The 19473-nt window shown below is 41.0% G+C and carries 17 protein-coding genes and 1 pseudogene; 8 read left to right on the forward strand and 10 right to left on the reverse strand.

What is annotated here, in order from left to right:
* Positions 1-209: 209 nt before the first annotated feature.
* The 4 genes from E4O00_RS07010 to E4O00_RS07025 all read left to right on the forward strand — a co-directional run bounded on the left by E4O00_RS07010 (position 210) and on the right by E4O00_RS07025 (position 3505).
* Positions 210-1076 (forward strand): Rpn family recombination-promoting nuclease/putative transposase, encoded by an 867-nt coding sequence (locus tag E4O00_RS07010; protein ID WP_253676647.1) that lies wholly within the window; start codon positions 210-212, stop codon positions 1074-1076.
* A gap of 107 nt (positions 1077-1183) precedes the next feature.
* Positions 1184-1627, forward strand: a complete 444-nt coding sequence (locus tag E4O00_RS07015; RefSeq protein WP_253676648.1) for a hypothetical protein — start codon at positions 1184-1186, stop codon at positions 1625-1627.
* A 21-nt stretch (positions 1628-1648) separates the two neighbouring features.
* Positions 1649-2191, forward strand: a complete 543-nt coding sequence (rsmD, locus tag E4O00_RS07020) for a 16S rRNA (guanine(966)-N(2))-methyltransferase RsmD (protein WP_253676649.1) — start codon at positions 1649-1651, stop codon at positions 2189-2191.
* A 30-nt stretch (positions 2192-2221) separates the two neighbouring features.
* Positions 2222-3505 carry a glycoside hydrolase family 1 protein gene (locus E4O00_RS07025; RefSeq protein WP_253676650.1) on the forward strand — a complete coding sequence of 428 codons (1284 nt, stop codon included), beginning with the start codon at positions 2222-2224 and terminating at the stop codon, positions 3503-3505.
* Here the strand turns inward: E4O00_RS07025 and E4O00_RS07030 are convergent.
* From E4O00_RS07030 to lepA, 7 genes are all read right to left on the reverse strand, one after another.
* Positions 3498-4424, reverse strand: coding sequence for a DMT family transporter (locus tag E4O00_RS07030; protein WP_253676651.1), 927 nt, complete (start codon positions 4422-4424; stop codon positions 3498-3500). The two genes, E4O00_RS07025 and E4O00_RS07030, sit on opposite strands and share 8 nt — an antisense overlap.
* Before the next feature lie 30 nt (positions 4425-4454).
* Positions 4455-5597, reverse strand: a complete 1143-nt coding sequence (locus tag E4O00_RS07035; protein ID WP_253676652.1) for a hypothetical protein — start codon at positions 5595-5597, stop codon at positions 4455-4457.
* A 58-nt stretch (positions 5598-5655) separates the two neighbouring features.
* Complete coding sequence (gene mtaB / locus E4O00_RS07040; protein ID WP_253676653.1) at positions 5656-7062, reverse strand: tRNA (N(6)-L-threonylcarbamoyladenosine(37)-C(2))-methylthiotransferase MtaB; 1407 nt, start codon at positions 7060-7062, stop codon at positions 5656-5658.
* 3 nt (positions 7063-7065) lie between these two features.
* Positions 7066-7707 (reverse strand): tetratricopeptide repeat protein, encoded by a 642-nt coding sequence (locus E4O00_RS07045; RefSeq protein WP_253676654.1) that lies wholly within the window; start codon positions 7705-7707, stop codon positions 7066-7068.
* Positions 7697-8074 carry a bactofilin family protein gene (locus E4O00_RS07050; RefSeq protein WP_253676655.1) on the reverse strand — a complete coding sequence of 126 codons (378 nt, stop codon included), beginning with the start codon at positions 8072-8074 and terminating at the stop codon, positions 7697-7699. The genes E4O00_RS07045 and E4O00_RS07050 overlap by 11 nt, the downstream gene beginning before the upstream one ends.
* The gene (gene brnQ, locus E4O00_RS07055) at positions 8074-9462 is read right to left on the reverse strand and encodes a branched-chain amino acid transport system II carrier protein (RefSeq protein WP_253676656.1); all 1389 of its coding nucleotides are present in this window, start codon (positions 9460-9462) and stop codon (positions 8074-8076) included. Before brnQ ends, E4O00_RS07050 begins: the two co-directional genes overlap by 1 nt.
* A 188-nt stretch (positions 9463-9650) precedes the next feature.
* Entirely contained in the window at positions 9651-11456 is a 1806-nt protein-coding gene (lepA, locus tag E4O00_RS07060) for a translation elongation factor 4 (RefSeq protein WP_253676657.1), read from the reverse strand.
* A 144-nt stretch (positions 11457-11600) separates the two neighbouring features.
* Here lepA and E4O00_RS07065 point away from each other — a divergent pair, with 144 nt between their 5' ends.
* Both E4O00_RS07065 and era read left to right on the forward strand, forming a co-directional pair.
* The gene (locus E4O00_RS07065) at positions 11601-12449 is read left to right on the forward strand and encodes an RnfABCDGE type electron transport complex subunit B (RefSeq protein ID WP_253676658.1); all 849 of its coding nucleotides are present in this window, start codon (positions 11601-11603) and stop codon (positions 12447-12449) included.
* A 1-nt stretch (position 12450) separates the two neighbouring features.
* Complete coding sequence (era, locus tag E4O00_RS07070) at positions 12451-13371, forward strand: GTPase Era (protein ID WP_253676659.1); 921 nt, start codon at positions 12451-12453, stop codon at positions 13369-13371.
* Positions 13372-13377: 6 nt separating this feature from the next.
* On the opposite strand, the gene purH is transcribed toward era, so the two are convergent.
* The 3 genes from purH to secA all read right to left on the reverse strand — a co-directional run bounded on the left by purH (position 13378) and on the right by secA (position 18410).
* A complete protein-coding gene (gene purH, locus E4O00_RS07075) occupies positions 13378-14976 on the reverse strand; it encodes a bifunctional phosphoribosylaminoimidazolecarboxamide formyltransferase/IMP cyclohydrolase (RefSeq protein ID WP_371922726.1) in 1599 nt (532 codons plus the stop codon).
* Between the two features lie 67 nt (positions 14977-15043).
* Positions 15044-15622, reverse strand: a complete 579-nt coding sequence (gene purN / locus E4O00_RS07080; protein ID WP_253676661.1) for a phosphoribosylglycinamide formyltransferase — start codon at positions 15620-15622, stop codon at positions 15044-15046.
* A gap of 31 nt (positions 15623-15653) precedes the next feature.
* Positions 15654-18410: a preprotein translocase subunit SecA gene (gene secA, locus E4O00_RS07085; protein ID WP_253676662.1), complete on the reverse strand. Its 2757-nt coding sequence runs from the start codon at positions 18408-18410 to the stop codon at positions 15654-15656.
* Between the two features lie 264 nt (positions 18411-18674).
* On the opposite strand from secA, the gene E4O00_RS07090 reads away from it, so the two are divergent.
* Complete coding sequence (locus E4O00_RS07090) at positions 18675-18962, forward strand: GntR family transcriptional regulator (protein WP_253679670.1); 288 nt, start codon at positions 18675-18677, stop codon at positions 18960-18962.
* Between the two features lie 5 nt (positions 18963-18967).
* Positions 18968-19437: pseudogene (locus tag E4O00_RS14240) on the forward strand (ATP-binding cassette domain-containing protein).
* Positions 19438-19473 lie beyond the last annotated feature (36 nt).

Here is a 19473-nt window from a genome sequence, read left to right on the forward strand (position 1 = left end):
AAGAACAGCTAAAAAAGCAAGGGGAAGAGAAAAGAGCGAAGGACGGCATTTGTCATTCGAGATTCCAGTTTTTCACCATTCGACATTTCCATCATTCGTATTTTCAAAAGTTCCTTTTTTAAATTTTACTATTTATTGCAGACTCTTCATACAATAATTATGAAAGAGGGATTTTTTTCTCTTCGTAAAAATTATTTCAAGAGGTAAAAATGGAAAGACTTTTTACAATAACACTTCGTAACGACTATGCTTTTAAAAGAATATTCGGAGTGGATGAAAACAAGGATGTTCTTCAGGACTTTCTGGAATGTATCTTAGACATTCCATCTGAAAATATTGCAGGATTGGAACTTTTGGATAAGGAGTTTCATAAGGAGCTTTTAAGTGAAAAGCTAGGTATCTTGGATATCAAACTAAGACTAAAGAACGGAACCTTTGTAGATATTGAAATTCAAAGCAGATGGCATTTTGATTTTCCTGAAAGAACCTTGTATTATTGGTCTAAGATGTACAATGCCGGTATAAAAGAAGGGCAAGACTATACAAAGCTTCCAAAATGTATTACAATAAACTTGATAGGTCAGGGCTTTAATAAGAATAGGCGTTTACACAATAAGTATGTTATTCTTGAACAAGACACAAAAGAGCCTTTAGTTTCAAAACTTGAGATTCATATATTAAACCTTGAAAAAGCAAGACTCTTAAAAGAAGGTAAATATAGTCATAATAAAAAGAAACGCTTATTAAACTGGTTGAAATTTATCGAAACAAATGACAGGGAGGTACGTACCATGTTATCACAAGAATCACCGATGATGAAAAAAGCGAATGCAACGATAGAATTAATGGAAATGAGTCCTAGAGATAAATGGCTGTATGAATCCCGCATGAAATATGAACATGACAGGGCTTCTTGTATAAGTGAGGGTTATCGAGAAGGGTTTGAACAAGGTATTGATAAAGGTGTCCACCAAAAAGCTCTTGAAACCGCAAAGCTTATGAAACAAGCCAAGTGCGAACTTGACTTTATAATGCATATGACAGGGCTTTCAAAAACAGAAGTAGAAAATTTATAAACTCAACATGAAGATATTCATAATTACGAATTAAATTAAAGCCATTTTTTTATCTTCCGAAAATAAAATAGAACCGTAGTTAATCTATTTTTAAGAGGGGAAAAAAGATGCTTCATAAGATTGTTTTTCAGGATAATTTGTTTCAGATAACCAGAATGTTGGATGTAATAAAAGACGGACTTAATTTAGAACTTTCAGAAAGTATTTTTGCAGATAAGATGATAAGGGATATTTTATTTTTTGATGCTGCTCTCCAAAAACTTTTTAATCAGATAGAGCCTCAATCACATCTTCCGGATTATATCGATACAATGAACAGTCTATACTTTTGTATCAAAAAATATATGGCGGTATTGAAAATAATCCTTACCGAAAAACTAGGCAGAGAATCTTTTTTTAATCAGGAAAAAGCACGCTTTGAAGGTATTTATAAAAAGCATCAGGATTTTCTAGGTAAAATAAATATAGATATTTCCGACACTAATTTTCAAAATGAAGCTTACAATATAGTCTCTCAAAATGAACTTTCAGAGTTATTGAACTTAGGATAGGTCTATGTTATAATTATTCCTATGAGAATAACCGGAGGCAGTTTAAAAAACAGGCAGGTCGAATGCCCTAAGGGAATAATCCGTCCTGCGATGGACAGGATGAGGGAGTCTATTTTTTCAATACTTGGAGATCTTTCAGGTCTTTCTTTTTTAGATCTTTTTACCGGATCGGGAGTCTGCGGCTTGGAAGCCTACTCGCGCGGAGCCTACCCTGTTTACCTTGTCGAAAAGGATGCGGATAAATTTCCCGTTCTATTAAAAAATGTTTCCATGGCCGCTAAAAAACTGGAATGCAAGAGGATGCCTGCAGAGACCTTTATAAAACGTGCAAAGGAATCCTTTGACATTATCTACCTCGATCCGCCCTTCCCCTATAAATTTCACATAGAACTTTTAGAAAAAATAGAAGAATCAAAAATATTAAAAGAAGGCGGCCTAGTGATGATGCACAGGCCGTCAGAAAAGGCAATGCCTGAAACAATAGGCTCTTTAACAAAGAGAGATGAAAGGATATACGGAAGATCCATCGTGGACTTTTATCGCAAAGAAGTTTTAGATTTATAATCCTTACAAAAAGTTTTTATGGAGGAAGATATGTTTAAGTTAAAGGAAAAATTTTTACTTGGAGTTGCAACGGCTTCTACACAGATTGAGGGAGGAAGGGTAAATTCCAACTGGAACGATTTTTGCGACCGCAAGATGACCAATGACGGCTCAGATGTAGCCCGTGCAAATATGCACTACGAAAAGGTTGAAGAGGATACCAAGCTTTTAAAAAAGATGGGTATTCAAACTTACCGAATGTCCCTTGAATGGGCCCGTATTGAACCTGAAAAGGGTAAATTCGATATGGAAGCTCTTGATCACTATAAGGCGGAATTAAGTCTTTTACAAAAAGCCGGTATCAAGCCTCTAATAAGCCTATACCACTTCAGCCATCCAATGTGGTTTGAAAATTCGGGAGGCTTTACAAAAAAAGAAAATGTTGAAGTTTTCTTAAACTATGTAGAAATTTGCATAAGAGAGCTCAGCAGTCTTTGCAGCGACTATGTTACAATAAATGAACCTAATGTCTATGCCGTGCAATCCTTCTTTTTAGGCCTTTGGCCGCCTGAAAAAAAATCAATTGCCAAAACCCTAAAGGTAATGAACGTCCTAATAGCCGCCCACTGCAAGGCCTATGATTTAATCCATACAATACGCAAAGAAAAAGGATTCACGGACACAAGGGTAAGCTTTGCACATCATATGCAGGCCTTCCATCCCAAGGATAAAAATAAAAAAGCCGACCACAAGGCAGCAAAAAGAATAAGCAAACTCTTCCAAGACGGAATCATGGAAGCCTGTTTTAAGGGAGAGTTTTCATTCCCATTTAAAAATCTTTTAAACATAAAAAAGAAAAACTATGTTGACTTTATAGCCGTCAACTATTATTCAAGGCAGGCTGTAAGAGGCTTTTCTTACAAGGCCTTTGAAAACACTCCTAAAAACGATCTGGGCTGGGATATTTATCCCTTAGGTCTAATAGAGTGTGCTCAAAAATGTTATAACTGCCTCCCCCTTCCGATAGTCATAAGCGAAAACGGAACCTGCGACAACAACGACCAGTTTAGATGCCGCTATATTTACGAGCACCTAAAACTCATAAGCGAGTCTCCCCTTCCCTTTGAAGCCTATTATCATTGGTGCTTTATCGACAACTTCGAATGGAAGGAAGGAGAATCGGCCCGTTTCGGCCTTGTCCACTGTAATTATGAAACCCAAGAAAGAACAATCAAAAAAAGCGGAAACTTCTACAGCGAAATGATCAAAAAGAGAGCTGTCGATAAATCCATGATGGAAAAATATGTCGAGCCTTGTAAGTATAATGTCAAGTAATAAGCAGTTTCCTCCTCAAAAATGAAAGCTTCGTTTCGGAGATTATAATTGCAATAAAGATGCAGGAACAGCCCAGAGCTAAGGCCGGCGTGAATTTTTCGCCGGTTAGCATTATCGAAAGGAAGATGCTGAACACCGATTCAAGAGAAAAAATAAGGGCCGCAGTCGTCGGAGGCGTATTCTTTTGTCCCACAGCTTGAAGCAAGACGCAGAGGGCCGTACAAAGAACAGTCAGATAAACCAGAGTGAAGACGGATTGATAGTTCCAAATTGTGCCGGAATTATCTTCAAACAAAAGAGAAAAAATAAGAGCGTAGGTTCCTGCAAAGGCAAATTGAGCTATAGTAATAAGAGGGGCATCTAGTTCTTCCATATATTTAGGTAGAAGAACTATGTACACCGCAAAGATAAAGCTGCTTATAAGAGAAAGTACATCTCCCCAGTTTACACCTTTTGAGCTTTCTAAAATCAAATCGGGCATAGAAATTGCAAGGATGCCTGCAAAGCAAAGAAAGGCTGCAAAAATATTGAATTTATCAGGCATCTTTTTTAAAACTACGGCATTTACAAAGGGAACAAGAACACAATATGTAGCCACCAAAAAAGAGCTCCTGCCCGGAAGACCTCCCGCTGTGGTAATAGCAATAGCCTGCAAGGAATAACCTGCAAACATGATAAGCCCCATAAACATTCCGGCTCGTAAATAACGCTTGTCCAGTTTTTTTAAGCGTTTAAAAAACACGGCACAAAGAATCAGACAGGCAGGCAAAAAGCGGCAAGCCAATAAAAAGTTGGGCTTAAAAAAATCGTTTGTACTGCTGACTGCAACAAATGTACTTCCCCATAAAAGGGTTGCTGAAAGAAGAGCTAACCGCGAAAGAATTTTAGTACGGCTGCCCGATTTTACTTCAAAAGACATAAGATTTCCTAAAAATAAATTACGTTAAAATTAATATTCAAATGAAAAAGCAAGGTCCAAACCTATTTTGTGTTTTTCCCACGGTTTATTTCCAAGCTCGTTTAAAAAGGCAGAAAAGTCTATCTGAAAATAGGTAAAATCAAGTCCTACCCCTAAATGAGGGTAAAGCTCATGCATACCAAGCCTAAAACTTAAAACCTTGTGAAAAACTATTTCGGTTCCAAAAGCAATATTTAAAAGAGGACTCTTATTTTTGTTAAAAATAGGCTCCAAAATATTTTCATAATCAAGATAAAAAGACAACGAAGAAATTGTAGTCCACATATCTTCAAAAATGGGCATTGAACCTATACCAACACTCAAGTTAGGTAAAAGCGTTTTATACTGTGTTTTACCTGCTGTGACTGCTTTTTTATAATCTTCAAAACTATTATACGGAATTAAAAAAACGGGAGTATAAGCATCCTTACATGTAAGCCCTAAAAAAAAGTAGTTATCATACTTATATAAAAAGCCTGCATCCAAACCGACACCGCCGGCCAAAACTATGTTTAGATCTTTAAATTGAGAGTTAACAGCCAAAGCCATATCTGCCTTACTCTTATTCAGAGCATAAGAAAAAGTTTGAAAAAAGCCTTTCATTTGAAAGCCCAAAGCTACCTTATTAACATCATCGTCATAAACACAGATACCGTAGCCTCCGGTTAGCAAAAGCTCTTCGCCTATTAACAGCTTTTTTGTTACCGTACTTTCTACATCGGCATGAGCTATGGATCTGTTAAAAATCCCTACTGCAAAATTTTTATCGGCTAAGCTGAGAGCTAACGGGCCTGTAGCGGCAAAATCAATATACTTGCTATTACTTGTATAAAGGTAGTCTGTAAAAGCTTTTATTTTTTCGGGTGCAAATATGGAACTAAAACCGCCAAAACTGTCTTCATTTGCATGCAGAGCAATCTTACCGGCCGACCAGCGTTTGGTCAAAAAAGGAAAGAGAGCCGGATTTGTAAACAATGTTTCGGTTCCGGCCTGATATGTTGTAAAAGGAATTCCCAATCCGCTTATCCGCGGAGAAACATATGAGGGTTCTACAGGTTCCGGCATAGTAATCTGTGCAAAACCAAAAAAAACAACTGCAGTACACAAGAACAAAAAAACAATTACTTTCTTCATTTTTACCTCCGCTCAAGTTCCATACATTCGGCGTAAATTAATTCTATCATAAAAAACACTAATCCGCAAGATATGCAAATCCGCCTTTGATGACAACAAAAATTCCTTCTCCTCCCTTATAGTTTTCGGTTTTATTGTTTACTTTTAAAGGAAGAGTCAAATAGTTTTCGGTTACAATCCTCAAATCTTCATTTTTTTGAGGCCTTTCGGTAACACCAAAAAAAACTTTTCCGTTACATGAAGCCAGATAGTTTTGGTAGTTTTTTTCGCTCAACTCCGAAAGAAGAGCAGCCCTTCTTCCGGCTTCCCTTTCAGGAACCTTAGGCTTCATCGAAAATGCCTTTGTCCCGGGGCGGGCTGAAAAGGGGAAAACATGAATGCCGGGAATTTTTAAGTCTTCACACATCTTAAATGTTTGCAAAAAATCATCTTCCGTCTCGGAAGGAAAACCCGTAATAATATCGCAGCCTATAAAAGGATTATCCTTTACCTTGCGTAAATTATCTACAGCTCTTCTTATATCGGCTTCCCTATAAGGTCTATTCATCGCCCTTAAAATTTTATCGCTTCCGGACTGAACCGAAAGATGAAAATGAGGGCAAATCCTTTTGTCCTCTACAATTTTTAAGATGTCTTCATCTACACATTCGGGATACATACTCGAAATTCGGAGTCTTATTTTTTTTGTGTTTTCCAAAAGCATGGCCAAGAGGTTTGCAAAGCCTCCATAAGTTTCGTCCCTATATTGGGAAAGATTTACACCCGACAACACAACCTCTGAAGATCCGTTTTTTTCTATTTGAATTATCCTGCGGACGGCTTCCTCTGCAGGCAGAGAAACGGAATAGCCTCTGGCAAGTCTTATTCTGCAATAGGCACAAGCATTATTGCACCCGTCTTGAACCTTTAAACTGGCCCTCGAATAAAAAAAGAAAACCGGAGAGCTTAATTTGAACATTGCTTTTCTTTTTTCGGCTTCCTTTATCAAAAAAGATTTATCCGATTTATCTTCTTTTGAATATACCTGATTTCTAAAAAAAAGAATATTTTTTTTGAGGTTAACCGCATCGTTTTTTTCAAATGTATTTTTGAGGCAAGCCTCTTTTAAAAATTGAGGCAGCTCGTCAAGCTCATCCTTTTTTTTGCCGGAAAAGGCTACGATTCTTTCATTTATTTTTTCGATAGAATCGGCTTCAAGTTCAGCATAACAGCCTGTAACAAGGATGGCAGCCTCATTATGCTCCTTTAATAAAAGGCGGATAAGCCGCCTCGCTTTTTGTTCGGCTTTTCCGGTAACCGTACAGGTATTTACTATACAAAGTTTTACGGGTAAAATTGAAAGCTCCGTTTCTTTTGAAAACACATCAAAACCGCACTCGGCAAAGCGGACGGCAAGGGCATCCGATTCCACTTGATTTAAGCGGCAGCCGAGCGTTTCTATTCTAACAGAAAAAAAATTGCTCATATATTAAAAACGCTGTAAGACCCTTTCACGCCCTTTTTGAGCATCAACAAGGTTTTTGTTTAAGCTCAAGGCCTTGTTGTAGGCTTCAAGGGAATAGCGGTATTCTTTTATCTGTTCTCTGGCATAGCCTAAACGAACCCACCAAAGACTGTTAAAGGAGTCAAGGGTAACCGCTACAGAAAAAGAAATATCTGCATGCCTGTATTTTGCCATCCGTAAATATATTTCTCCCATAAAATAATATGAAGAAGAAATACGCACTCCGTTGGGAGCATAGGAAATATAATCTTGAAAAAGTTTAAGGGCTTCGGAATTTTTACCTAAATGATAACAAGCCTCTGCTTGAGATGCTATAAGCCTAGGATCGGTTTGTGCAATTTTACGTCCGGCTAAGGCAATATCATAAGTTTTTTGGTATCGGCCGTCAGCCAAGAGAGCCCATGTCATTACAACATAGCTGTCCAAATTATTAGGAGACTGTTTGATTTCTGCTTCGCATACGGCAACAGCCTCGGCATAACGGCCGTTTTTATACAAAACAAGAGCATCAGGCTTACTTTGGGCAAAAAGAGGAGCCCCACAAATCATAAAAAAAATGATAGAAAATTTAAAGATAAAATATAACTTTATTTTTTTATCTTCCAAGCTGATTATCCTTTGTCATCGTACAAATACCGTTAAATATACAGCCGCTTTCAAGCACAACTTCAGGAGCTGTAACATCACCTATAAGCCTTCCGCAAGAAAAGACATGAACCATAGTGTCGGCTAAAACATTTCCCTCGACAGATCCTTTAATCACAACCCTGTCAGCCCTGATATTTGCCTTTACGGTAGAATTTTCATCAATAGTTACATCGCTTGTAGAAACCAAAAATCCTTCCACATGCCCCTTAATCATAAAAGGCTTTTTGCACTCTATCTTACCGCTAAACTGAATATCCGGAGCAAGAACCGTATCGTAATCTTCTTCATCCAAATCCAGTAAATTAACTTTTTCTATTTCAGCCATTATTCATCCTTTCCTTCTGATTGGTCCTTCATTGATGGAGCTTTTTCTGTCTTTTGCATGATAATATAGCCGAAACCTAATAAAAGAGAAAAACCGAGAGCCGGAAGAAGCCATGGGAATCCTATGCCTTCAAAAGGAAGCGTTTTTAAAACATTAATTGTGGTATTAAAACTCATACCGACTTGATCCATAGCCGGAAAGGCTTCAAGCTTGACAAGAAGGTTATTGATAAGATCCTGTGCTGCAACCCAGCCTTGGAGAACACTTATCGAAAGAGTGCCTATTACAGCACCATGGAAGAAATACTTGTTCGGTATAAATTCCGAAAATAAATTTAAAACTATCAAAACAATTGCTACAGGATAGATAACCTCAAGAATCGGTCCTGCAATGGAGATAATATTATCGACACCGAAGTTTGAAAGGAAAAAACTTACGACACAGATAATAATAACCGTGGCACGATAGCTGATATCGTCTTTAAACCTCTTAGAAAAGTAATCACCGGCAGTTGCAGTAAGACCGATTGAGGTAGTCAAACAAGCCAAGCCTATTGCCAAACCTAAAACTACCCGTCCGGCCTTGCCCCACAAAATTTCGCTCGACTGAACTACAATTTCCGTTCGAGAAAGATTATCGGGTAAAACGGCACTTCCTGTTGCACCCACATATACAAGGCCGCCGTAGACAAGACCCAGGCCGATACAGGCAATAAGTCCCGTCCAAATAGTCATCTTTAAAAGGGATTTTTTATCGGTATAACCTTTTGCACTTATACTCGAAATAACTATGGTTGCCAATATCATAGAGCCTAGAGCATCCATAGTTTGATAACCTTCTTTAAAGCCTCTTAAAAAAATCTTATCTACCAAAGGTTCGGAAGGTTTTCCTATAGGAGTAACAAAACCTTTGATAACCAAAAGGCCTAAAACAGCTATCAAGGCAGGTGTCAAAAATTTTCCAACCCTGTCAATAACATCATTAGGAGTTAGAACAAAAAACAAGGTGATTGCAAAGAATATAAAGGAAGATAAAACCGAGCTTATGCCGAAGTTGGGTCTGATGGCAATTTCATAAGTAGTGGCGGCCGTTCTTGGAATAGCAAAAAGAGGACCTATTATAAGCATAACAAAGATTATAAAAAATGTTCCGAATAATTGATTTATGTTTTTGGTAAAATTGGAAAGATGACCGTCACACTTTCCCATAGATATTATACCCAAAACGGGCATTCCAACCCCGGTTACCAAAAAACCTAAAAGGGAAAAAATCCAGTCCTTTCCCGATAAGTGACCCAAGGTAGGGGGAAAGATTAGGTTTCCTGCTCCTAAAAACATAGCAAATAAAGCAAAACCTATAACAATAATATCGTTGGTCTTTTTGCTCATAAGTCAATTCCATCCTTATAAAATTATTTATTAAAGCAACGATGGATTATATCATTCTTTGGAGAAAAGAAAAAGGGGGTCCGCTGAAAATCAGACATCCATGTCTGATTTTCAGCTTAGAGTTTTAGACTTGCGTCTAAAACTCTCGAAGCGTGGAACCACCGCCATCCGTCCCCCTATTATAAGGCTTAATCTTCCTTGGTCTTCAATACGGCTAAGAAGGCGGACTGCGGAAGCTCGACATCGCCGATCATCTTCATGCGCTTTTTTCCTTCCTTTTGTTTTTCGAGGAGTTTCCGCTTTCGGGTAATGTCGCCTCCGTAGCACTTGGCAAGAACATCTTTTCGCAGGGCAGAAATTGTTTCCCTCGCTATTATCTGACTGCCGATAGCACCCTGAATCGGAATCTTAAACTGCTGACGCGGTATTTCGTCTTTAAGCTTTTCGCATACAAGGCGGGCCTTGTCGTAGGCGCTCGGCTTATAGGCAAGCTGGGCTAGAGCATCAACAGGCTTTCCGTTGATCAAAATATCTATCTTTGCCAGGTCGGTGGGACGGGTTCCTATAACCTCGTAGTCAAAGGAGGCATAGCCCCGGCTTATGCTTTTGAGCCTGTCATAAAAATCGAATAAGACCTCGGCCAAGGGCATCTCATAGGTCATCTCAACCCGTTTTTCATCCAAGTAGGTCATATTGGTCTGCACTCCCCGCTTTTCCATACAAAGAGACATAACATTTCCAAGATAATTTGTAGGCGTTATAAGGGTTGCCTTTATGTATGGTTCCTCAGCGGAGGCTATAAGCCCCTCATCGGGATAATCGGCCGGGTTGTCGCAAATAATTTCTTCTCCCGTACGCATCGTCAGTTTATACCGTACCGAGGGGGCCGTAAAGATAACAGCCTGATCAAATTCTCTTTCCAACCTCTCCTGTACGATTTCAAGATGGAGGAGCCCCAAAAAACCGCATCTAAAGCCGTGCCCGAGGGCAAGGGAGGAGTCCTTTTCCCAGGTTAGGCTTGCATCGTTCAGTTTTAATTTTTCGAAAGACTCGCGGAGCTCCTCGTAGTCATTTGTGTCAGTGGGATAGACTGAAGAAAAAACTACAGGCTTTACCTCTTTAAAGCCGGATAAGGGAGTTTTACAGGGAGCGGCTGCATCGGTGATGGTATCTCCGACTCCGACATCGGAAACGGTTTTAATACCGGCAATTATATAGCCTACCTCTCCGGCCTGCAAGGAATCCTGCTTTACAAGGTCGAGGACAAAGGTTCCGGTTTCTTCTACCTTGTACTCGCCGCCGGTATTCATAAAGCGTATTGTCATTCCGGGCCTTATCATTCCTTCAAAAACACGCACATGGACTACAACTCCTCTGTAGGAGTCATAGTGGCAGTCGAAGATAAGGGCCTGCAAGGGATTATCCTTTGAACCCTTGGGCGGCGGAAAAGTTGTTACTATAGATTCAAAGAGGGCATCGATATTTTCGCCAGTCTTTGCAGAAACGGCCACGGCAACATCTGAATCAAGCCCAAGATCGTGATCTATCTGATGCTTTGCAGCGTCCACATCGGCCGCAGGCAGATCTATCTTGTTTATGACGGGGAGAATTTCCAAGTCATGTTCAAGAGCAAGATACATATTTGAAAGGGTTTGGGACTCAACTCCCTGAGTGGCATCCACTATTAAGATAGCCCCCTCGCAAGAAGCAATGGCACGCGAAACCTCGTAGGAAAAATCTACGTGACCTGGAGTATCTACAAAGTTTAAAACATAGTTTTTACCGTCCTTAGCCGTATACGGAATGCGGACTGCGTGACTTTTTATGGTAATACCCCGCTCTCTTTCTATGTCCATATCGTCTGTCATCTGATTGCGGTGATAGCGCTCATCTATTATCTTAGTCTTTTCAATGAGCCTGTCGGACAGGGTCGACTTACCGTGATCTATGTGAGCTACAATACAAAAATTGCGTATATTTTCAGGATTTAACATAGGGTGTATTATAATGAAAAAAAAGAATTATGTCAATTTTCAAATTAACTTCAATTTTCTTAATCTATTTTTAAAACCCATCACTTGCACAAAAGCCGAAAATATGGCATTATACAAGAGAAATAAAGTTTTATTGGAGTATGCATGAATATTATTTTATTGACCTTGGCCGTATCGCTGGTGTTGTCTCTTTTGTTGGGCCTTTTATTGGGCTTTTTTAAGAAAATATTTTATGTCGAACCGGACAAGACGGCAGCAGCCGTAAGAGAGGTTCTTCCCGGAGCAAACTGCGGAGCCTGCGGTTATCCCGGCTGTGACGGATTTGCTGCAGCAGTTGCAGCAGGAGATGCACCCGTAAACGGATGCCCTGTAGGAGCTGCCCCTGTAGCTCAAGCTATCGGAAAGATAATGGGAGTCGATGCTTCGGCTTCTGCGAGAGTTGCGGTTTTAACCTGCCAAGGCTCTCACGATGTCTGCCGAAACAAATGCGACTACATAGGAGTCAAAACCTGTAAGGCTGCAAAAATTTCGATTAACGGAACAAAAGACTGCGACTGGGGATGTATAGGTCTCGGCGACTGCGAAAATGCCTGCCCCTTTGATGCAATTCACATAAAAGAGAATGGGCTTCCTGAAGTAGACTACGATAAGTGTACAGGCTGTGCTGTCTGTGTTGCCCAATGCCCGCAGCATGTTTTAACGACAGTTCCTATAGATCAAAAGGGAGCCATAGCCCTCTGTTCATGCAAAAACCCGCGTAAGCCTCAGATTATGAAAAACTGTAAGCGAGGCTGCATAAAGTGTATGAAGTGCGAAAAGAACTGTCCTACGGGAGCGATAAAGGTAATAGACGGAATACCCAAGGTCGATTATGCTCTTTGCGATTCATGCAATAAGTGCGTTGAGGGCTGCCCGACAAAAGTTCTAATGCTTACAGAAAACAAAGTCAAGTTTAATTCCTGCTCATCATGCGAGGGCTGCCAAAGCGCATAAAATGAAAAGCGGAATTGTAACGATAATAGGACGCCCTTCCGCCGGTAAGTCAACCTTTTTAAATACTGCTTCGGGCGAAAAAGTTTCGATTGTCTCATCAATTCCGCAAACTACCCGAAATGCAATAAGGGGTATCGTAAACACAACCAAAGGACAGATAGTTTTTATCGATACCCCCGGCTACCACAAATCCGAAAAAAAACTAAACCTAAAACTTCAAGAAATTGCAAAAACCCGTCTGGAAGAAGGGGATGCCGTCCTATACCTCATAGACCTTTCGAGGGAATTCGGAGAAGAAGAAAAAAACATCTGCTCTCTACTCAGCTCCTTACAGGGAAAAACAGTAATAGGACTCAACAAGGCCGACCTTGCCGCCTCAAAGGCAGACGGCGCACCAAAAGCCCCTGCTACCTCAAAAGTTGACCTTGCAAAAAAGGAAATCTCAAAGCTCCTTCCCGATATTCCCCAAGAAAGGATCGTTGAAATTTCCGCCCTAAAGGATAAGGGCATAAACGAGATTCTCTCATCCCTCATAGAACTCCTTCCCGAAGGAGAGCCGCTCTACCCCGAAGATATCTACACCGATCAAGATGTCGTCTTTAGGATTACCGAAATTATAAGGGAACAGGCCATAGCCCACACCAGAGAGGAAATTCCCCACGCCCTCTATGCAGGGGTAGAAGATGCAGAAATGCGTAAAAACGGCAAAGAACTTTGGGTACGGGCCTTCCTCTACGTCGAAAAAGAAAGCCAGAAGGCCATGCTCATAGGCAAGGGAGCCGCCGTCATTAAAAGCATAAGAATAAAATCCATGGCCGAAATGCGCAAAATATTTCCTTATAAGGTTCAACTGGATCTTCAAGTCCGCGTCAACAAAAATTGGCGCCAAAAAGATAATATTATACAGAAGATTTCGTATTAGAATTTCCTAATGCTTAAAGTGTCTCACTCCCGTTACCAGCATAGCCATTCCGTGTTTGTTACATTCTTCAATGCTTAAGTCGTCTCTGATTGAGCCTCCGGGTTGGATTACGGCTTTTATGCCTGCCTTAGCCGCTTCTTCGATTGTGTCGGGGAAGGGAAAGAAGGCATCGGAGGCAAGGACTGCATCCTTTACTTTTTCTCCTGCTCTTTCGATGGCTTGGCGGGCGGCATCCACTCTGTTGGGCTGGCCGCAGCCTATGCCGACAGAGCAAAAGCCTTTTTGAGGATTTGCAGGATCTATCGGGGCTGCAAGGAGAATGGCATTGGACTTAACCATGGTGCAGGCCTTCATGGCAAATTGTAAAAGAGACCTTTCCAACGGTGTCGCCTTTCTTAAAGCCGCATCCTTATATTCCGTGCTTTCAGGCTCGCCTAAATCTTTTTCCTGCTTTAAAAAGCCGCCCAAGACCGACTTATATTCATAAAGCTCTTTTTCTTGAGGGAAGGGAGCTTCGATGAGGCGTAAGTTTTTTTTGCCCGACAAAAGCTCTTTTGCTTCTTCGGTAAAAAGAGGGGCGATAATACATTCTACAAACAAGGAACCGAGTTCTTCAAACGCAGCCTTATCAAAAGGACGGTTTAAGGCGATTATACTTCCAAAGGCTGAAACAGGGTCGCAGTCGATGGCGGCTCTTAGAGCTAAAGAAACTTCGGAATGGGGAGAAAAAGCGGAGGAGTCCGATTGCTCCTCGTTTATTTCGGCAAGGCCGCAGGGCGTGAGGTGTTTTACCACAATGGCTGCAGGTTTTGTAAACATGGAAACAGCCCTCCATGCAGCATCGGCATCGAGGATATTGTTATAAGAAAGCTCCTTTCCCTGCAAGACCCTGCCTCCTAAGGGACCGGTCTTAGGCTCGTTTGTGTAAAGCCATGCCCTTTGATGGGGATTTTCCCCGTAACGCAAATCCTGCCCGGGATAAGCACATAGGGCAAAAGATGTCTTTTCTTCCATATCGCAGCTTAGAGTGCTTAGCCGGCTAAGCCAAGAAGTTATCGCCGCATCGTAGCGGGTACAAAGATCAAAGGCCTTTATTGCTAATCTTTTGCGTAAAGCAAGAGAAATCTCTCCCGTCTTTTCGATTTCGGAAGAAATTTCGTCATAGTCGGCCGGGTCGCAGATAATTGCAACGCGGGAATAGTTTTTTGCGGCTGCCCTTAAAAGAGCGACTCCTCCTATGTCTATGTTTTCTATACAATCGCTTTCAGTAGAATCCGGGGAGCTTATAGTTTTTTCAAATGGGTATAGGTTGGCTATCACAATGTCGATTTCGCTAAAGCCTAGGGCCTTAAGCTCTGCCCTATCCTCCTCGGTATCGCGGGCTAAAATGCCGCCGTGAATCATGGGATGTAGGGTCTTAACCCTTCCGCCTAAAATTTCAGGCGAAGAGGTATATTCGGAAACCTCTTTTACCTTAATGCCAGCCTCTTCCAAGGTCTTTGCAGTTCCCCCTGAGGCAATAAAATCATAACCTGCCGCTTTTAAGCGGGCTGCAAAATCCTTTAAACCCGTCTTATCCGAAACCGATGCCAATACCAATCCCATAACTTCCTCCATAAAAACCGATAAACAGTGAGGCAGAATTCCTGCCGAACTGTTTATCAAACCTCCATCATAAAGCCTTTAGCGTTTTTATTACAAGGGCGTGTTCCGCCTCATGCACTCTTTTTTCAAAATCTTCTAATCCCTCATTTTTAAAAATCGGAACTTCCTCGGCAAAAATAATAGGCCCGGAATCTACTCCCTCATCGGGAACAAAGTGGGTCATAATTCCGCAACGAGAAATTTCTCCTTTCATAAAAGCCTCGTACTGCCTCTCTATAGCCTCCGTTCCCGGAAAAGTCCCCGGCAGGGCAGGATGAAGATTTATAAGCCTATCCTTAAATGAAGCTATAAAGCTATCCGTTAAAATTCTCATCCAGCCCAAAAGCAAAACATAGTCCGGTTTAAATCCGCTAACCTTTTCGGCAAGAAGGGCATCATATTCATTCCGGGATGATCCTTTTTTAAAGGGAAGATAAAGGGTTTTAATTCCTTCCCTTTCGGCACGGGTTAGGGCAAAGGCATCTTTTTTGTTTGAAACGACAGCCTCAATCGTGTAATCAATGGAACTCATTTTTATTCCGTCAATTACGGCTTGAAGATTAGACCCATTCCCCGAAACCAATACCACAAGTTTTTTTTTCTTCATTCCTAACTACCAATTACCCATTAAATATAGCTTACCCGTTTCTTCCGCAGCAGTGCTTGTATTTTTTTCCGCTGCCGCAAGGACATGGATCGTTTCTTCCTACCTTGGGAACGGTACGCACAACCTGAGCATTTTCAGGTCGGCTTCGGGAAGAAAGGGCTGTCTGCCCTGCACCTGAAAAACTTCCCATCGAGTTATGCTGGGCATTTCCTTGAATGGAACGCATTTGCCGTGAAGCATGGGCTTCTTCTTCCGTGCTGATTTGAACACGGACAAGACGGGAGGCTATTTCGATTCTTATATCGTCAAGCATGGAATAAAAAATATCGAAGCCTTCAAGCTTGTACTCTGTCAAAGGATTTTTTTGGCCGTAGGAGCGAAGATAAACAGCCTCGCGTAAGGATTCCAAATTTTCAAGATGGTCGAGCCATTTTTTATCGATAGCCTGCAAATATTGATAGCGGATAAACATGTTTAAGTTTTCCTTACCTGCAAGAGCTTCTTTTTCTTTTAGTTCTTTTGTAAAATGCTCGACAAATTCGTTTATCTCTTCTTCATGATTCTTTTTATCGATGTTTGCAAAATCTTCTTCGGTCAGGGTATAGGCAAACTTTTCCCTAAAGATATCCTTTATACGGCGCGCACTTTCTTCCTTTTCGGTCTTTGAGCTTGAACTATACTCATCGAATTTTTCGCTTATAAATTCTTCTAATGTGGCATAAATACGCTCGATGAGGTTTTCGTCTGCAAGGATTGCGTTACGCTGTTCATAGATAAAGGAGCGCTGTTCGTTTAATACGTCGTCATATTCCAACAAGTGTTTTCGAATATCGAAGTTTCTGGTTTCGACCTTTGTCTGAGCCTTTTCGATACTCTTATTTATCCAAGGATGCTCTATTGGGTCTCCGGCCTGCATTCCGACCTTGGACATAACATTCTTTAAATTTTCGCCTCCGAAAAGCCTCATGAGGTCGTCATCGAGAGAAAGGAAGAATTTGGAGCGGCCCGGATCTCCCTGACGGCCTGAACGGCCTCGAAGCTGGTTATCGATTCGGCGGCTTTCATGACGCTCAGTACCTATTACATAAAGGCCTCCAAGAGATTTTACCTCGTTATAGTCATCCTGCCATTTTGCATATTCTTCTGCAAGAACTTTTTCGTAGTAATCGGGATTGGGATTTGTTCCCGTACGTTTTTTGGCGCGCATTTCGGGGCTTCCTCCCAGCTTAATGTCGGTACCTCGTCCTGCCATGTTGGTGGCTATGGTAACAGAGCCCTTTGCTCCGGCTTCTGCAATGATGAGGGCTTCCCTCTCGTGATTTTTGGCATTTAAAACCTCGTGCCTTACCCCCCTCTTAGTCAAGAGTTTTGAAATAAGCTCGGATTTTTCGATAGAAACCGTACCTACAAGGACGGGCTGCCCCCTCTTATAGGCCTCGCTTATTTCGGTACAAAGGGCCTCAAATTTGTCGTTCTCGTTTAGATAGATTACGTCGTGTTCGTCCTTTCGGGCAACGGGAAGGTTAGTCGGAATAACTACAACATCGAGGTTATAAATCTTTGTAAACTCTACGGCTTCCGTATCGGCAGTACCGGTCATGCCGGAAAGCTTATCGTACATTCTAAAAAAGTTTTGAAAGGTAATGGTCGCAAGGGTTCTATTCCTTTGAGCAATCTTAATATGCTCCTTAGCTTCGATAGCCTGATGGAGCCCGTCCGAATAACGGCGGCCCTCTAAAACACGGCCAGTAAACTCGTCTACTATCTGTACCTGTCCGTCCTGAACAACATAGTCTACATCTATGTGGAAAAGAATATGGGCCCTCACCGACTGGGTAAAATAGTGAATGTACTCAAAGTTTTCTTCATCAAAGAGGTTTCCGCTTTTGATAAGTCCCTGTCTTTGGAGGATGTCCTGAATATGGAGCATACCGGAATCGGTAAAGGAAACCCTCTTACTTTTTTCGTCTACCGTATAGTCCCCGATAACTTCTTCGCCTTCAAGCTCATTAGGATACTCTCCCGTTTCAGGATTTTTTTCGACCTCTTTTAATTGGCCGATAAGACGGTCAACCTCAAAAAACCGCTGAGTGTCGTCTTCGGCAGCTCCCGAAATAATCAAGGGAGTTCTAGCCTCGTCTATCAAGATAGAGTCGATTTCGTCTACGATTGCAAAGGAGAATTCCCTTTGGGTCTTATCCTTCAGCCTCATCTGCATATTGTCGCGTAGGTAGTCAAAACCGAACTCGTTATTGGTACCGTAGGTTATATCGCAGTTATATTCTATACGGCGGGCATCGTTTTCCATATTGGAAAGGATAACTCCGACACTTACTCCGAGGTAAGAATAAACAGGTCTCATCCAGTCGGCATCGCGCTCTGCAAGGTAATCGTTTACCGTTACAATGTGAACGCCTTTTCCGGTCAAGCTGTTTAGGTAGGCGGCGGCAACGCTCATAAGGGTCTTACCCTCACCCGTTTTCATTTCAACAATCTTTCCTGAATGGAGAACAAGGGAGCCTAAAATCTGAACATCGTAGGGACGCTCCCCCAAGATACGCCTAGCCGCTTCGCGTGCAAGGGCAAAGGCTTCAGGAATAAAGGAATCTAAGGATTCGCCTTTTTGATAGCGTTCCCTAAACTCATTCGTTTTTGCCTTAAACTCCTCCTCGGAGAGGGAGAGAGCCCAAGCCTCTTTTTCGTTTATCTTGTGTAAAATCGGAAGCATGGCCTTAATATCCCGCTCATGCTTCGAGCCGAAAAGAATTTTAATTATAGAATCTAACATATTATGTATAATGTATCAAAATTTAAGGAAAAAGAGAAGAGGGAAACAGCTTAAGTTCTTTTGCGATTAAAAATTTTTATAAAATTTCTTTTTTAGATCTTGACAAGTGTTTATATACAGTATATACTATATATACATTAGGTACCGCTATTTTTTTTAAAGGAGGTAAAGGAAATCTTAAAAATAATTATATCCAATTCATCTCAAGATCCTATATACGAGCAAGTATATTCGGCAATAAAAAAGGCAATCCTAAACGGAGAAATAGAAGAAGGAGTCCCCCTACCCTCTATAAGAACCTTGGCGAAGGATTTACAAATTTCGGTCATCACAACCAAGAGAGCTTACGATGAATTGGAAAGAGACGGCTTTATAGACTCAGTTCAAGGAAAGGGCTCCTTTGTAGCCTACCAAAATCCTGAAAGGCTTAAAGAAGCAGGAGTAAGTATGATAGAAGAAAAAATAGCCGAGGCCATCGATGAGGCCAAGAGGCTCAAGATAACGGAAAAAGAATTTTTACAGATAGTAAAGCTTCTTTTTGATGGAGATTAATTATGATTGATTATATTTTAAACATAAAAGACTTAAACAAGGATTATAAAAGTTTTAGTCTTAAAAACATAAACTTGCAAATCCCTAAAGGGACGGTGATGGGGTTTATAGGAGCGAATGGGGCAGGAAAAACCACAACGATTAAACTCATCATGCAGCTAATCAAAAAAGATTCGGGGCAAACGGAAAATCGAGCATCTTTTTTTCGACCCATATTACAAGCGACTTGGAACGCATTGCAGACTACATCACCTTTATCAAAAACGGAGAAATAGTTTTTTCGGAATACTCTCTGGTAAAAGGAGGTCTTGATGAGCTAAAAGACGGAATAGAAAATAAGTTTATCGGAATACGTAAAACCGGAGTAGGCTTTGAAGCCCTTACAAAAGAAAAACAAGGTCTTCCTTCAAGCCTAATAATCGAAAAGCCTTCTTTAGAAGACATCATGTTTTTTTATGAAAAGGCTTCAAATTAAGTTTTTATAGGAGATTCGATAAACAGTTAGGAGAAA

Origin of the sequence: Treponema sp. OMZ 788 (assembly GCF_024181245.1) — a bacterium.
GTDB lineage: Bacteria > Spirochaetota > Spirochaetia > Treponematales > Treponemataceae > Treponema_B.

Bases quoted from the DNA above. Each gene is read 5' to 3' on its own strand.
- E4O00_RS07010 (WP_253676647.1), top strand. From the start codon at position 210: ATGGAAAGACTTTTTACAATAACACTTCGTAACGACTATGCTTTTAAA.
- E4O00_RS07015 (WP_253676648.1), top strand. From the start codon at position 1,184: ATGCTTCATAAGATTGTTTTTCAGGATAATTTGTTTCAGATAACCAGA.
- rsmD (WP_253676649.1), top strand. From the start codon at position 1,649: ATGAGAATAACCGGAGGCAGTTTAAAAAACAGGCAGGTCGAATGCCCT.
- E4O00_RS07025 (WP_253676650.1), top strand. From the start codon at position 2,222: ATGTTTAAGTTAAAGGAAAAATTTTTACTTGGAGTTGCAACGGCTTCT.
- E4O00_RS07030 (WP_253676651.1), bottom strand. From the start codon at position 4,424: ATGTCTTTTGAAGTAAAATCGGGCAGCCGTACTAAAATTCTTTCGCGG.
- E4O00_RS07035 (WP_253676652.1), bottom strand. From the start codon at position 5,597: ATGAAGAAAGTAATTGTTTTTTTGTTCTTGTGTACTGCAGTTGTTTTT.
- mtaB (WP_253676653.1), bottom strand. From the start codon at position 7,062: ATGAGCAATTTTTTTTCTGTTAGAATAGAAACGCTCGGCTGCCGCTTA.
- E4O00_RS07050 (WP_253676655.1), bottom strand. From the start codon at position 8,074: ATGGCTGAAATAGAAAAAGTTAATTTACTGGATTTGGATGAAGAAGAT.
- brnQ (WP_253676656.1), bottom strand. From the start codon at position 9,462: ATGAGCAAAAAGACCAACGATATTATTGTTATAGGTTTTGCTTTATTT.
- lepA (WP_253676657.1), bottom strand. From the start codon at position 11,456: ATGTTAAATCCTGAAAATATACGCAATTTTTGTATTGTAGCTCACATA.
- E4O00_RS07065 (WP_253676658.1), top strand. From the start codon at position 11,601: ATGAATATTATTTTATTGACCTTGGCCGTATCGCTGGTGTTGTCTCTT.
- era (WP_253676659.1), top strand. From the start codon at position 12,451: ATGAAAAGCGGAATTGTAACGATAATAGGACGCCCTTCCGCCGGTAAG.
- purH (WP_371922726.1), bottom strand. From the start codon at position 14,976: ATGGGATTGGTATTGGCATCGGTTTCGGATAAGACGGGTTTAAAGGAT.
- purN (WP_253676661.1), bottom strand. From the start codon at position 15,622: ATGAAGAAAAAAAAACTTGTGGTATTGGTTTCGGGGAATGGGTCTAAT.
- secA (WP_253676662.1), bottom strand. From the start codon at position 18,410: ATGTTAGATTCTATAATTAAAATTCTTTTCGGCTCGAAGCATGAGCGG.